This is a genomic window from Nocardia puris, from assembly GCF_003315035.1.
Lineage (GTDB): Bacteria > Actinomycetota > Actinomycetes > Mycobacteriales > Mycobacteriaceae > Nocardia > Nocardia puris.
The window spans coordinates 106,702-120,898 of record NZ_QNRE01000005.1; the positions used below are offsets into that span (position 1 = coordinate 106,702).

The window sequence follows — 14,197 nt, forward strand, 5'->3', positions numbered from 1 at the left end:
GCGGTGAAACCCCAGGTCAGGAGCTTCGGGCGAAGCGGCCCGGATCGGCCTGGTCGCGCGGCTTGACGATGATCGTGTCGAGATTCACGTGCGGCGGGCGGGACGCGACGAACCCGACGATCTCGGCGATGTCGGCGGCGACCAGCGGATCGATGCCCTCGTACACCTTCGCGGCCCGCTCGGCATCGCCGTCGAAACGCACCAGCGAGAACTCCGTCTCCACCGCGCCGGGCGCGATCTCGGTGAGCCGCACCGGCTTTCCGAGCAGCTCGCCGCGCAGCGTGCGGTGCAGGACGGCCTGGGCGTGCTTGGCCGTGGTGTAGCCCGAGCCGTTGTCGTAGGCGTGGAACGCGGCGACCGAGGTGATGGTGACGATCAGGCCGTCGCCGGAGTCGATGAGCTTGGGCAGCAGCGCCTTGGTGACGCGCAGCGTGCCCAGCACGTTCGTCTCCCACATCCAGCGCCAGTCGTCGAGGTCGGCCTCGGCCACCGTGGCCAGGCCCTTCGCCCCGCCCGCGTTATTGACCAGCACGTCGACGGCCGGGATCGCCTCGGTGAACGCGCGCACCGACTCCTCGTCGGTGACGTCGAGCGCGAGCGCGGTGCCGCCGATCTCCTCGGCCAGCTTCTCCAGCCGGTCCACCCGCCGCGCCCCCACGTACACGTGGAATCCCTGCGCGGCCAGCGTCCGGGCGGTCGCCTCCCCGATTCCCGAACTGGCTCCTGTCACGACGGCATGGCGAGTGGTCATGCGACCGAGCTTAGAACCCGCCCGCGCCGGGGTCGTGATTTCATGATCGTGATGAACGGAATACCGCTCCGTTCGGGGGTGGGGTTCGTGCCTGCGCCGCGCGGGCGGTCCAACGGCCTCGGTGGGGGCGTGAAGGAGGGGGTTGTGAGCGCTGAACAGGCGCGGCCGGAGATCTCGCCGGTCAAACAGGTTCTGTGGCGGGTGGTGGCGCTCGTTCTCGGGCTGGCGTTGACCGTCGGGGCGTTGGTCATGCTCGCCGGCCCGATCAACGTGCTCGCCTATTACGCCGGATACGGCGAAGACGTGCGCGTGGAGGTCACCGAGAGCGGCGTGGGGTCGTTCCCCATGGGCCGGGACAGCAAGCCGGCGCAGGCGCGGGTGATCGACGACGGTCGCGTGATCCACCTCTACGGGCTGCGCACCGGCGACATCGTCACCGCGACCCCGCCCCTGCTGGAGTTCGGCGCGCGCCCGCACTGGTACCACGACAAGGCCGGGGCCGCGCAGGAGTTCGCCAACCTCCTCGGATTCCTCTGCCTCGGCATCATCGGCCTACCCCTGCTCCTCCTCGGCCTCCCCATCCCGGCCTCGTGGAAAGCCGCCCTCGCCGGGATCCTGTTGGCGGTGACTCGCAAGGGCGCACCCCGGCAGCGCTGACATCCACCCGCATCCCTGATCGGGTACGGCTATCCGGGAGTAGACCAGCGCTGACGGCCCTCACGTCGTCGTGCGGCCGACGGTGCGAGCCCAGCGGAGCGGCTCACGGGTGTTCGCGCTCGGACGCGGTAGCTGCGCGCGGGTGCGGAAGGCGCCAACTCGGTCGCAAGTTCCGTACATCGACCGTACAATCGTGGGTGCGCGATTACCGGACGCGCCGTCGAGGTGTGAGACGCGCCGTCGACGGGTCGATTCAGCACGGAGCGAGGCAGCGCCATGACGAAGACGGAGCGGGTCGAGCTGCGGCTCGACAAGGATCTACAGGAACAGATCGCGGCGGCGGCCGATGCCGTCGATGAGCGGGTCAGCGAGTTCATTCGCAAGGCCGCGTTCGATCGCGCCGACCGCATTCTCGCGTTGTCCAGCCGCACGCTGATGCCCGCCGCCCAGTTCGACGCGATGATGTCCGCCCTCGACGTGCCCGACGAGGCGCCCGAGTTGAGGAAGGCCGCGGCCGCGCCCCGCGCCTTCACACGGCGATGACGTGGATCTCGACGGGGATCACCGTCGATCACAAGCTCGACGCCTTCGATTGCGGCAAGCCGGATCTCGACACCTGGCTGCGGCGCATGGCGTTGCCGGCCGAGCAGCGCTGGACCAGCCGCACCTACGTGTGGGTCACCGAGAGCGACCCGACTGTGCGCGCCTACTACGCGATCGCGCCCACGTCGGTGGAGCGGGAGGTGGATGGGCTCTCGCAGAGCCTCTCGTCCGGGCTGAAGACCGTACCGGCGTTCCTGCTGGCGAAGTTCGCCCTCGACCGGAGCCTGCACGGTCGAGGGCTCGGCGGGCAACTGCTCGTCGACGCCGTCTCGCGGATCATGGGCGCCGCTCAGGCGACCGGCGGCCGCCTCATCGTGGTCGACGCGATCGATGCCGAAGCGGCCCGCTTCTACTCGAAGTTCGGATTCATCCAGGTCAAGAACACAGAGAACCGCCTGGTCATGAAAATGGCGACAGCGCTGGCCGCGTTCGGCGTGGGTTGACGCCTTACCCTGGCGGGCATGGCTATCCGGGAAGCAATCAGCGTTGACGGCACGGCGATCGTGTACCGGGTGACGGGGCCGGTGGGGGCGCGGCCGTTGGTGCTGGTGCACGGGTGGGCGGCGGATCTGCGGTGCTGGGGTGGGGCGGCCGAGGATCTGGCGCGGCGGTTCCGGGTGGTGGCCGTGGACCTGCGGGGGCACGGGTATTCGGGCAAGCCGGAGGCCGGGTACGACGATCCGAAGAACTGGGCGGGCGATATCGCGGCGGTGCTCGCGGCCGAGGGGATCACCGAGGGCGCGATCCTGCTCGGGTGGTCCTACGGCGGGATCGTGCTGGCCGACTACGTCACGGTGCACGGCACCTCGGCGCTGGCGGGACTCGTCTTCACGGGCGCGATGGTCAACATCGGACGCGGGGTGCCCGGCGCCACCACGGGGCCGGCGATGCGGGCGGCGATCCCGGGCGTCTTCGAGGAGAGCGCGGGCCGCGCGACGCGCGCGTTCGGCGAATTCGGCAACGCCAACGTCGGCGCGGGACCGGGCAAGGGCGTGGACGCGCAGCGACTGTTCGGTGCGAGCCTGGCCACTCCGCCCGCCGTACGCAAGGCGCTGTTCTACCGCACCATCGACAACACGGCCACGCTGCGCGCCCTCGACATCCCGGTGCTGGTCCTGCACGGCGAGGACGATCCGGTGGTGCTCGCGGAGAACGGCCGCCACATCGCCGAATCCGCTCCTGACGTGCGCGCGGAGTTCTGGCCGGGCGCCCAGCACGGCCTGTTCCTGGAGGACCGCGCGCGCTTCGTGGCGGCGGTCGAAGGGTTCGCCGACTCGCTGTAGCCGTCCGCACATACATTCGAACCGCAGGTCAGCCGGGCTGTGGCGTGACTCTCAATCACACCGGACCCGTGCTTTCGGGGTGTGCGCGTGCGTGCACTATGGAGAGTGTGAGTCAGCGTGCGGACCTACGGCCCGATCGAATCGCGGTGTTGTCGGTGCACACCTCCCCACTCGCGCAGCCGGGCACCGGCGACGCGGGCGGGATGAACGTCTACGTGCTCCAGACCGCGCTGCAGCTGGCCCGGCGCGGTATCGAGGTGGAGATCTTCACCCGCGCCACCTCCTCGAACGTGCCGCCGGTGCAGGAAGCCGCGCCCGGAGTGCTGGTGCGCAACGTGGTGGCGGGCCCGTTCGAGGGCCTGGACAAGCACGATCTGCCCACCCAGCTGTGCCCGTTCACCGCCGAGGTGCTGCGCCAGGAGGCCAGGCACCTGCCCGGCCACTACGACCTCGTGCACTCCCACTACTGGCTGTCGGGCCAGGTCGGCTGGCTGACGCGGGACCGCTGGCGGGTGCCGCTGGTGCACACCGCCCACACCCTGGCCGCGGTGAAGAACGCCGCGCTGGCCGAGGGCGATTCGCCCGAGCCCGCGACCCGCGAGATCGGGGAGAAGCAGGTCATCGCCGAGGCCGACCGCATGGTCGCCAACACCGACGAGGAAGCCCGCCAGCTGGTCGAGCTGTACGGCGCGCCGCGCGAGCGCATCGACGTGGTGCCGCCCGGCGCGGATCTGACCCGCTACCGTCCCGGCGACCGGGCCGCCTCGCGCGCCGAACTGGGCCTGCCCGCCGACGAGCGGATCGTCGCGTTCGTGGGCCGCATCCAGCCGCTGAAGGCCCCCGACGTGCTGGTGCGCGCCGCCGCCGAGGTGCTGCGCGCCGACCCGGACCGCTCGCTGCGCGTGCTGATCGTGGGCGGCCCGTCGGGCACCGGGCTGGACCGTCCCGACGCGCTGATCGAGCTGGCCGCCGAACTCGGCATCGCCGAGCGGGTCACGTTCCTGCCGCCGCAGCCGCCGGACCGGCTGGTGCACGTGTACCGGGCGGCCGATCTGATCGCGGTGCCCAGCCACAATGAGTCCTTCGGCCTGGTCGCCTTGGAGGCGCAGGCCAGCGGCACCCCGGTGCTCGCGGCCGACGTGGGCGGCCTGGGCACGGCCGTGCGCGACGGCGTCACCGGCCTGCTGGTACCCGGCCACCGCACCGGCGACTGGGCCGCCGCGCTCGGCTCGCTGCTGGACGCGCCCGCCCGGCTGCGGGAGATGGGGGAGCGGGCCGTCACGCACGCCGCCGACTTCTCCTGGGAGCACACCGCCGACGGCCTGCTGGACAGCTACGCCGCGGCGCTGAGCGAATTCCGCGCCGCGCGAACCACTCTCGGCGGCGGCCGTCCTGTCGTGTTCGACGGTCCGCAGCCCCGCACTACCCTGGCCGGTACCGCCCTCCTCGGTGAGGTGGGGCAGGCCAGATCGCGGGCGCTGTGGCGGCGCCGGACGGGAGTGCGTCGATGAGTACGGCCGAGCTGATCGAGGCGACCCTGCGCGAGCGGGAGATCGAATACACCCGTCACGGTGACGACACCTTCGTGGTGATCCTGCCGGGCGAGCGCAAGCTGAAGACGACGGTCATGCTCACCGTCGGCAAGCACGGCGTGCGGGTGGAGTCGTTCGTGTGCCGCAAGCCCGACGAGAATTTCGAGGGCGTCTACAAATACCTGCTGCGCCGCAACCGCCGCCTCTACGGCGTGGCCTACACGCTGGACCGGGTTGGCGACATCTACCTCGTCGGCCGGATGTCGACGCACGCCGTCACCGCCGACGAACTCGACCGCGTGCTCGGCCAGGTGCTAGAGGCCGTCGACGGCGACTTCAATGTGCTGCTCGAGCTCGGTTTCGCGGAATCCATTCGCAAGGAATGGAAATGGCGCGTGTCGCGGGGCGAGTCGCTGAAGAATCTGCGCGCGTTCGAACATCTGGTGGAGTCCTCCGAGAACAACTGATCACCGGGTCCGCCTGCACGGCGGCGCGCCGGGAGGCAGTACCGTTGGCCCTCGCACAGCAAGATCAAGACGTGGGGGTTTTCCAGATGACCGTTCTCGCACTGGACATCGGCGCGACCAAGGTCGCCGTCGGACTGGTGGGGGCCGACGGCGTGACGCATGAGGTGGGCCGCATCGCGGTGCCACCGGCCGGGGTGTGGGAGGCGGTGCGCGGGCTGCTGCTGGCGGCCGCCAACGGATCGCAGGTGGAGATCGTCGGCATCGGGGCGTGCGGGCCGGTGGACGCGCCCGCGGGCCTCGTGTCGCCGCTGAACATTCCGGAGTGGCATCACGGATTCGAATTGGTCGCCGCCGTCCGGGAATTGTTCCCGGGCGCCTCGGTGCGGCTGGCCGTCGACGGCGTGTGCCTGGCGCTGGCGGAACGGCATTTCGGCGCAGCGCGCGAGACGCCGGACGCGCTGGCGATGACGGTGTCGTCGGGGATCGGCGGCGGCGTGATCGTGGGCGGCATGGTCGCGGTGGGGCACACCGGCAATGCCGGACACATCGGGCACATGATCGTGCCCGGGTCCACCGATCCCTGCTCGTGCGGCGGCGTCGGCTGCGTGGAGGCGGTGGCCAGCGGGCCCGCATCGGTGCGGTGGGCGCGCGAGCGCGGCTGGGAGGGCGAGACCGGAATCCAGCTCGCGGCCGACGCGCAGGAGGGCGACCGGGTGGCGAAGGCCGCGCTGCGCCGTGCGGGAATCGCGCTGGGACAGGTGATCTCGTCGGCGGCGGCGCTGCTGGACGTGGACCTGGTGGTGGTCGGCGGCGGTTTCGCGCAGGCGGGGGAGCCGCTGTGGCGGCCGATGCGGGAGGCGATCGGTGCGCACGCCCGCATCGATTTCCTCGGTGACCTGCGGGTGGTGCCCTCCGAACTGGGTGCGCACGCCACGCTGGTGGGGGCGGGCCTGCTCACCGCGCTGGCCCCGGCGGCCTGACCGCCCGACTTCACACCTGCCGAACATGCCGGACATATCCATCGTGGCAAGATGACCGGCATGACGTACACCCTCGTGCTGCTGCGCCACGGCGAGAGCGAATGGAATGCCCTGAACCTGTTCACCGGCTGGGTGGACGTGCACCTGACCGACAAGGGCATCGCCGAGGGCAAGCGCGCGGGCGAACTGCTGGCCGAGCACGGCATCCTGCCCGATATCGTCTACACCTCGCTGCTGCGCCGCGCCATCTCCACGGCGAACATCGCGCTGGACGCCGCCGACCGGCACTGGATCCCCGTGGTGCGCGACTGGCGGCTCAACGAGCGCCACTACGGCGAGTTGCAGGGCAAGAACAAGGCCCAGATCCGCGACAAGTACGGCGACGAGCAGTTCATGTTGTGGCGGCGCAGCTACGACACCCCGCCGCCGCCCATCGCCGACGACAACGAGTACAGCCAGGAAGGCGATCCGCGCTACGCGGGCATCGACATCCCCAAGACCGAGTGCCTGCTGGACGTGGTGAACCGCATGGTGCCGTACTGGGAGTCGACCATCTCCCAGGAACTGCTCGCCGGTAAGACGGTGCTGGTGGCCGCGCACGGCAATTCGCTGCGCGCGCTGGTCAAGCACCTGGACCAGATCTCCGACGACGAGATCGCCGAGCTGAACATCCCCACCGGCATCCCGCTGCGCTACGAACTGGACGAGAACCTGCGTCCGGTGCGCGCGCGCGAGTACCTGGATCCGGAGGCGGCGGCGGCCGGCGCGGCGGCGGTCGCGAGCCAGGGCGGGAAGTAGCCGAGACGATGTGGCGGCGCCGCGGTCGGAGATGTTCCGGCCGCGGCGCCGTTGTGTTTCGCCGGGCCGTGTTCGCCGGGCGCCGGATGATTCCGTTGGGGCGCCGGTGAATTCGGCCGGTGTGCAGGGCGAGCTGCCGGGGTGCTCGCACGGCCCTGGGTGGACGGAGGGAGGGGTGCGCCGTAAGCCGTTGACAGCGTGGTGTTCTCGCTGGTGATCACCGGTCGCCTGAGGTTGTGCGACCGCATTAAGTGACCGCCGGTTCTTACCGACAGGTAGGTTCTGTACACTTCCGCTCGACCGATAGTCCGAGAGGTGGATCACGTCCGATGAAGTACGCGATACGGGTCACCGTGGCGGCGCTCGCCGTCGCGATGCTGGCCCCCTTCCTCACCACGGGCGCCACCGCCGCGCCCGTGCCCACCGGCCCCGACGGTGGCGCCGCCGGGGCGCAGTGGGCGGCGACGCAGGACGCGCCGCAGCAGTACCCGAACGTGCACATCGAATGGGATGTGCCGATCACGATGAGCGACGGCACGGTGCTCAAGGGCAACGTCTACCGTCCCGCCGACGCCACCGGGCGTCCCGTGGCCGAGCGCACGCCCACCATCGTCAACATGACGCCCTACACCAAGCTGGTGTCGAACCTCGCCGATCACGCGCAGTCCATTCCGGTGCTGTCCGACGCGCTGCTCGAGTTGTTCCGCCAGATCGACTTCAGCGGCACCCCGCTGTCGGGCGTCACCGATCTGACCAAGGCGTTCGGCGGCGGTGAGCTGCGCAACTTCACCGTGGACCGCCAGCTCATCCGGTCGGGCTACTCGCAGGTCGTGGTCGACGTGCGCGGCACCGGCTTCTCGCAGGGCGAATGGGACATGCTGCGCGCCCGCGAACAGCAGGACACGCTCGAGGTGATCGACTGGGCCGCGGCCCAGCCTTGGTCGACCGGCGACATCGGCATGAACGGCATCTCCTACTCGGGCATCAACCAGGTGCAGGCCGCCTCGAAACAGCCGCCGGCGCTCAAGGCGATCTTCCCGGTCGTGCCCGGCAGCGACCTGGTGAACGACGTGCTCGCGCCCGGCGGCGGCTTCGGGTTCAACTTCATCCCGCTGTGGCTCACCGCCATCAACACCCTCAAGTGGGTGCCCGACGTGCAGTCCATCGTCACCGGGCAGTTCGACTGGCAGTGGCTGGCCGACCGCGGCGCCTCCCCGCTGACCTTCATGGACGTGTTCCTCAACGCCTACACCTCGACCCGCTTCGAGGACGCCGATCCGCGCCTGCGCAGCCTGCTCAGCCACAACAGCCCCGAACGCGGCGACTACCTCAGCGACCCGTCGAAGATCCGGGTGCCCACGTTCGTCGTGGGCGGGTGGCACGATCTGTTCACCTACTCCGAATCCAAGATCTACAACAAGGTTCCGCTGCCGCCCGGTCAGAAACAGTTGCTGATGGGCAACACCTATCACGTGAACTCCGGCAACGAATACGGCAAGCCGGGCCTGCCGCCGCGCCTGGACGTGTTGCAGCGCGCGTGGTTCGACAAGTGGCTCAAGGGAATCGACAACGGCATCGACGACTACGGCCCGGTGACGCTGCGCCAGCAGGGCGGCGGCTGGATCACCCAGAGCGGCTTCGGCGATTCGGCCACCGGCGACCAGGCGGCCACCCACCGGCGCATGTACCTGTCGTCGGCGATCAGCGGCACCGCGCACAGCGTGTACGACGGATCGCTCACGGCCGCACCGAACTCCGACACCGCGCGGCTCACGGTGGCGCCCGGTCTGACCATGCTCTGCTCCAACGACGCGGCGCAGGGCAGTGCGGGCGTGCTGTCCATCATCGACGGGTGCGCCAAGGATTCTCGGGTCGCCGAGCTCAACGGGCTCACCTTCACCAGCGCGCCGGTGGCCGGGCCGACCACCATCTCCGGCCCGATCGCGGTGCGGCTCAACACCGTTCAGGACGCGGCCGACGGATACTGGACGGTGACCGTCAACGACGTCGCGCCCGACGGGCAGTCGACGGTGCTCACCTCGGGCCAGCTCATGGCCTCGCTGCGGGCGATCGACGAGGCCAACAGCACCCGCTCGGCCAACGGCGACTACACCGATCCGCGCCCCTACACCTCGCTCGAGCACCGGCAGCCGACCGTGCCGGGCGAGGCCACCACTCTCGACATCACTCTCTCGGCCACCGAGGCGGTGCTGAAACCGGGCCACCGGTTGCGCGTCGACGTGTTCGCGGGCAACTTCCCGAAGGGCCTGCCCGTGCTGCCCATGCTGCTCGACACCGGTCTGAAGCCGCAGCACGTGCAACTCGACCCGAACCGGCCGAGTTTCGTGAACATCCCGGTGCGGGGCGACCACGGGTGGTGAACCCCGCGTGACGCGAAGGGCGCCACCGCTGGTGCGGGGCGCCCTTCGGCGGTTTCCGGACACGGCGCGAACGCCGCGCGACCGCCCGGAAAACCCGGGTGACACCCGCCCGCCCGGCTCCGGCGCGCCGACGGCGAACAACGCGTAAACACCCGGCTAACGGGCCTGTAAGGCCCCGTGACCTGCGAGAAACTTCGTGTACCCGGCGTTGGCCGGTCGGTCGGCGACCGTACGATTCAAGTGTGAGTGTTCCGCAGGCCGTGCTGTTGGCAGTCCTCGCTGCCGTCGTCGGACTCGCGGTAGGCGGACTCCTGATCCCGTACGTCAACGCGCGTCAGGCCGCCCGCAAGCAGGCCGATTCCGGTCTCACCATGTCGCAGGTGCTCGACCTCATCGTGCTCGCCTCCGAGAGCGGGATCGCGGTGGTCGACCAGTACCGCGACGTGGTGCTGGTGAATCCGCGCGCCGAGGAACTCGGGCTGGTGCGCAACCGGTTGCTCGACGAGCGCGCCTGGGCCGCGGTCGAGAAGGTGCTCGGCACCGGCGAATCCGCCGAGTTCGACCTCACTGCCAAGAACCCGATGCCCGGCCGCAGCCGGATCGCGGTGCGCGGCGTCGCCCGGCCGCTGTCCTTGGAGGAGACCGGCTTCACCGTATTGTTCGCCGACGACGATTCCGAGCAGGCCCGCATGGAGGCCACCCGCCGCGATTTCGTCGCCAACGTCAGTCACGAACTCAAGACCCCCGTCGGCGCCATGAGCCTGCTCGCCGAGGCGATGCTGGAATCGGCCGAGGATCCCGAGGCCGTGCGCCACTTCGGACAGCGGGTGCTGGACGAGTCGCGCCGCCTCGGCAAGATGGTGACCGAGCTGATCGCGCTGTCGCGCCTGCAGGGCGCGGAGAAGCTGCCCGAGCTCGAGGTCGTCGACGTCGACACCGTGGTGCAGCAGGCCGTCGACCGCTCCCGCACCGCCGCCGAGGCCGCGGGCATCACGGTGAGCACCGACCGGCCCAGCGGGCTCGAGGTGCTCGGCGACGAGACGCTGCTGGTCACCGCCCTGTCCAACCTGGTCGAGAACGCGATCGCCTACTCGCCGGCCGGCTCGCACGTGTCGGTGAGCCGCTCGCTGCGCGGCGACCACGTCGCCATGGCGGTCACCGACCGCGGCATCGGCATCGCGAAGGAAGACCAGGAGCGGGTGTTCGAACGATTCTTCCGCTCGGACAAGGCGCGATCGCGCGCCACCGGCGGGACCGGGCTCGGGCTGGCTATCGTCAAGCACGTGGCGGCCAACCACAACGGGGAGATCACCCTGTGGAGCAAGCTCGGCACCGGATCGACGTTCACCTTGCGAATACCCGCCCACCTGGAGGCAGCCGGCGACGACGACGTCGACGGGCCCACGGTGAGCACGAAGGAAACCGGCTCGCGTCCCGCGGGACCGGGCAGACCGAATGGTGTGGAGGCACGCAGATGACGAGTGTTCTGATCGTCGAGGATGAGGAGTCGCTGGCCGATCCGCTCGCGTTCCTGCTGCGCAAGGAGGGCTTCGAGGTCACCGTGGTCGGCGACGGCCCCTCGGCGCTGGCCGAATTCGATCGCTCCGGCGCCGATATCGTGCTGCTGGACCTGATGCTGCCCGGTATGAGCGGCACCGACGTCTGTAAGCAGCTGCGCACCCGCAGCGGCGTGCCGGTCATCATGGTGACCGCGCGCGACAGCGAGATCGACAAGGTCGTCGGGCTGGAGCTGGGCGCCGACGACTACGTCACCAAGCCGTACTCGGCGCGCGAGCTGATCGCGCGCATCCGCGCGGTGCTGCGCCGCGGCGCGGGCGACGAGCTGGACGGCGGCAGCGAGAACGGCGTGCTGGAGGCCGGGCCGGTGCGCATGGACGTGGACCGCCACACGGTGCTGGTCAACGGCAAGCCGGTCACGTTGCCGCTCAAGGAGTTCGACCTGCTCGAGTACCTGCTGCGCAACTCGGGCCGGGTGCTCACCCGCGGCCAGCTCATCGACCGGGTGTGGGGCGCGGACTACGTGGGCGACACCAAGACGCTCGACGTGCACGTCAAGCGGTTGCGCTCCAAGATCGAGTCCGATCCGGCCAAGCCGGAGCACCTGGTCACGGTGCGCGGGCTCGGCTACAAGCTGGAGGCCTGAGGCCGATCGCCGCTGTTCGGGTCCGGTGCTACCGGATTCCGGCGCGGCGGGCCGCACAGCGCGGCGGCCCGGTTCCGAGGGGGAACCGGGCCGTCGTCGTTCGTCCGGTCAGGGGATGTAGACCCAGGCCGGGCCGATGCCGGGCAGGTCGTTCTTCTGCAGGGTGATCCAGCCGAGGTCGTCTTCCTGCATGCAGTCGTAGAGGGGGACCTCGGCGCCGTTGCCGCGACAGGCGATGGTGCGCGTGGTGCCGTAGGGACTCACGATGACGTTCTTGCCGTCGCGCGCGGCGTTCAGCGCGGCCGGGTCCAAGCCCGACACGAACGTCGCGGTGACATCGGAGAACTGCGTGGGATCGGCGGGGTCGGCCTGGGCGGTGCCCGCCACGGCCAGGCCCGCGCCGAGCACGGCGGTCGCCAGGGTGAACACTTTCCTCATGCCGGACATCCAACCGCAATCCGGTGACGCGCGCAGGACGAGGGGATGTCCCGCAGGCTGCGGATACCGCACAACCGCTGGTCGCGCGGTGTGCGGGCCGCCGGGAAACGGCCCGCGACCGTGCTCAGCTGCTGCCGAGCAACCCGCCGAGCAAGCGTCCGGCACTGCCGGTGCCCGCGCTGCCGGTACCGGCGCTGCCCGAGCTCCCGGAGCCGCCGCTGCTCGCCTTGCCCACGTCGACCATGATCGACTTGGTGCTGCCGCCCTGTTCCACGGTGATGATGTGCTCGCCGGGTTGGCTGGGTGTCCATTCGATGGTCGCCGTGCCGGGCGGCCACGGCACCTTGGGCGCGCCGATGAACTCGCCGTTGACGCTGAAGTAGACCAGCAGGCCGCCGGACGCGCCGCCGACCTTCGCGGTGATGGTGTAGGTCTGGCCGACCCTGTGGTTGCCGCCGTCGACCGAGACCGAGGTGACGGCGGCGTGCGCCGCGGGTGCGGCGAGCACGGTCACCGCCGCGACCGCCGCGAACGCCGTGAGTCCGGCGCCCGCCGTGTGCCGGGTGAAGCCGAATGCTGTCATGATGCTCCTCCTGTGCCGACCGGCTGTGCGGTCAGGCTACTTTGTGAAGCGCGAATGTTTCTGAATTTTGCGAGAAGACGCCCGACCCGGCGAGTGGGCCGGAGGTCAGCGGCTGCTGCCGCCGAAGAGGCCGCGCAGCAGGTTGCCCGCGCTGCCGGTGCCGGGACTGCCCGGATCACCCGGATCGGGGTCGCCCGGATCGCCCGGCCCCGGATCGTTCGGGTCCGTCACGTTCACGACGATCGTCTTGGTGCTGCCGCCCTGCGCGGCGGTGATCAGGTGCTGTCCCGCCTCACGCGGGGTCCAGGGGACCGACGATTCGCCGACCGGCCACGGCACCTGCGGGTTGGCGATCGATTCGCCGTTGGCCGTCCAGTAGACGAGCAGGCCGATGCCCGCGCCGCTGAGCTGGGCCCGCAGCGTGTAGGTGGTGTCGATGACGTGGTCGGAACCCGAGATGGTGATCGAGTCGACGGTGGCGTGCGCCGGCGGGGCGGCGAAGACGGCCACCGCGGCGGCCGTCGCGAACCCGGCGACGCCGACGCCGACGCGGCGGCCGAGGGTGGGGGTGTTGCCCATGGTGTTTCTCCTGTGCTGCCCGCCGGGGGAGGCGGGCACCCCGCACAGTAAATCGGTCGATGTGTGAAATGTAGACGTTTCGCAAAATTGGACAAGCGACCGTTAGGCGACGGCGGGCCGGTTCAGTCCTGCGCGCGCCGCGCGTGCACGGTGGCCGGGTGCACGGCCACCAGCCCGAGACCCTCGCGGCGGCGGCAGTGCCTGGCCAGCTCGTCGTAGGCCGGCTTGCCCAGCAGCTCGGTGAGCTCGGGGCCGTAGGACTGCCACACCGCGCGCGTGCCCACGTGCGCGTCGGGCGAGCCGGAGCAGTACCAGTCCAGGTCCAGGCCGCCCGGGCCCCAGCCGCGCCGATCGTATTCGGTGACCACCGTGCGCAGGATCTGCACGCCGTCGGGGCGGTCCACCCACTCCTGGGTGCGGCGAATAGGCAACTGCCAGCACACATCCGGCTTCACCGTGTGCGGTTCCAGTCCGCGGCGCAGGGCCATGGTGTGCAGTGCGCAGCCGACGCCGCCCGCGAAGCCGGGCCGGTTCAGGAAGATGCACGCGCCCTCGTGGCGGCGGGTGCGCAGCGCCGGCTCGTCCTCCAGCTCGTCGAGTTCGAGGAAGCGCTTCGCGCTGACCTTGCCCTTGGCGTTGCGGGCCTCGTCCATGAACTGCCAGTCCTGCGGTGTGAGCATTTTCACAGCCTTGGCCAGGCGCAGTTTGTCGTCGTCATCGGAGAGGAAGGCGCCGTGTGAGCAGCAGCCGTCGTCGGGGCGCTCGGCGATGATGCCCTGGCAGGCGGGCGTGCCGAAGACGCACGTCCAGCGCGACAGCAGCCACGTCAGATCCGCGACGATGAGATGCTCGTCATTTGCCGGATCGGTGAACTCGATCCATTCGCGCGGGAAATCGAGATCGACTTCGGGTGCCGGGTCGATCTTTCCCGCTGGTCGGGGCGGGTTCTGGCTGCTCGTAGCTGCGCCTGCCGTCACACTT

The 14,197-nt window shown here is 70.3% G+C and carries 16 protein-coding genes; 11 read left to right on the plus strand and 5 right to left on the minus strand.

Annotated features, from left to right (window positions below; translation table 11 throughout):
- Positions 1–16: 16 nt before the first annotated feature.
- The gene (locus tag DFR74_RS16305) at positions 17–751 is read right to left on the minus strand and encodes an SDR family NAD(P)-dependent oxidoreductase (protein WP_067505972.1); all 735 of its coding nucleotides are present in this window, start codon (positions 749–751) and stop codon (positions 17–19) included.
- A gap of 144 nt (positions 752–895) precedes the next feature.
- Here DFR74_RS16305 and DFR74_RS16310 point away from each other — a divergent pair, with 144 nt between their 5' ends.
- The 11 genes from DFR74_RS16310 (at position 896) to DFR74_RS16360 (ending at position 11,616) form a co-directional block, all read left to right on the plus strand.
- A complete protein-coding gene (locus DFR74_RS16310; protein ID WP_147265842.1) occupies positions 896–1,408 on the plus strand; it encodes a hypothetical protein in 513 nt (170 codons plus the stop codon).
- Positions 1,409–1,684: 276 nt separating this feature from the next.
- On the plus strand, positions 1,685–1,951 hold the full coding sequence (locus DFR74_RS16315; RefSeq protein ID WP_067505978.1) for a type II toxin-antitoxin system TacA family antitoxin: 267 nt from the start codon (positions 1,685–1,687) through the stop codon (positions 1,949–1,951).
- Entirely contained in the window at positions 1,948–2,454 is a 507-nt protein-coding gene (locus tag DFR74_RS16320) for a GNAT family N-acetyltransferase (RefSeq protein ID WP_067505982.1), read from the plus strand. The genes DFR74_RS16315 and DFR74_RS16320 overlap by 4 nt, the downstream gene beginning before the upstream one ends.
- An 18-nt stretch (positions 2,455–2,472) precedes the next feature.
- The gene (locus tag DFR74_RS16325) at positions 2,473–3,294 is read left to right on the plus strand and encodes an alpha/beta fold hydrolase (RefSeq protein WP_067505985.1); all 822 of its coding nucleotides are present in this window, start codon (positions 2,473–2,475) and stop codon (positions 3,292–3,294) included.
- A 98-nt stretch (positions 3,295–3,392) separates the two neighbouring features.
- The gene (gene mshA, locus DFR74_RS16330; RefSeq protein WP_067505989.1) at positions 3,393–4,805 is read left to right on the plus strand and encodes a D-inositol-3-phosphate glycosyltransferase; all 1,413 of its coding nucleotides are present in this window, start codon (positions 3,393–3,395) and stop codon (positions 4,803–4,805) included.
- Positions 4,802–5,293 (plus strand): type III secretion system chaperone family protein, encoded by a 492-nt coding sequence (locus DFR74_RS16335; protein WP_067506411.1) that lies wholly within the window; start codon positions 4,802–4,804, stop codon positions 5,291–5,293. Before mshA ends, DFR74_RS16335 begins: the two co-directional genes overlap by 4 nt.
- 86 nt (positions 5,294–5,379) lie before the next feature.
- Complete coding sequence (locus DFR74_RS16340; protein WP_067505994.1) at positions 5,380–6,273, plus strand: ROK family protein; 894 nt, start codon at positions 5,380–5,382, stop codon at positions 6,271–6,273.
- Between the two features lie 51 nt (positions 6,274–6,324).
- Positions 6,325–7,071 (plus strand): phosphoglyceromutase, encoded by a 747-nt coding sequence (locus DFR74_RS16345; RefSeq protein ID WP_195142095.1) that lies wholly within the window; start codon positions 6,325–6,327, stop codon positions 7,069–7,071.
- Between the two features lie 329 nt (positions 7,072–7,400).
- Positions 7,401–9,452, plus strand: coding sequence for a CocE/NonD family hydrolase (locus DFR74_RS16350; protein ID WP_067505998.1), 2,052 nt, complete (start codon positions 7,401–7,403; stop codon positions 9,450–9,452).
- Positions 9,453–9,694: 242 nt separating this feature from the next.
- Entirely contained in the window at positions 9,695–10,930 is a 1,236-nt protein-coding gene (locus DFR74_RS16355; RefSeq protein WP_067506001.1) for a sensor histidine kinase, read from the plus strand.
- On the plus strand, positions 10,927–11,616 hold the full coding sequence (locus DFR74_RS16360) for a response regulator transcription factor (RefSeq protein ID WP_067506004.1): 690 nt from the start codon (positions 10,927–10,929) through the stop codon (positions 11,614–11,616). Before DFR74_RS16355 ends, DFR74_RS16360 begins: the two co-directional genes overlap by 4 nt.
- Before the next feature lie 108 nt (positions 11,617–11,724).
- On the opposite strand, the gene DFR74_RS16365 is transcribed toward DFR74_RS16360, so the two are convergent.
- From DFR74_RS16365 to DFR74_RS16380, 4 genes are all read right to left on the minus strand, one after another.
- The gene (locus DFR74_RS16365) at positions 11,725–12,054 is read right to left on the minus strand and encodes a hypothetical protein (RefSeq protein ID WP_228788997.1); all 330 of its coding nucleotides are present in this window, start codon (positions 12,052–12,054) and stop codon (positions 11,725–11,727) included.
- A gap of 124 nt (positions 12,055–12,178) precedes the next feature.
- On the minus strand, positions 12,179–12,637 hold the full coding sequence (locus tag DFR74_RS16370; RefSeq protein WP_067506011.1) for a hypothetical protein: 459 nt from the start codon (positions 12,635–12,637) through the stop codon (positions 12,179–12,181).
- A 105-nt stretch (positions 12,638–12,742) separates the two neighbouring features.
- On the minus strand, positions 12,743–13,216 hold the full coding sequence (locus DFR74_RS16375) for a hypothetical protein (protein WP_067506015.1): 474 nt from the start codon (positions 13,214–13,216) through the stop codon (positions 12,743–12,745).
- A 122-nt stretch (positions 13,217–13,338) separates the two neighbouring features.
- A complete protein-coding gene (locus DFR74_RS16380; RefSeq protein WP_067506018.1) occupies positions 13,339–14,193 on the minus strand; it encodes a hypothetical protein in 855 nt (284 codons plus the stop codon).
- Between the last annotated feature and the right edge of the window lie 4 nt (positions 14,194–14,197).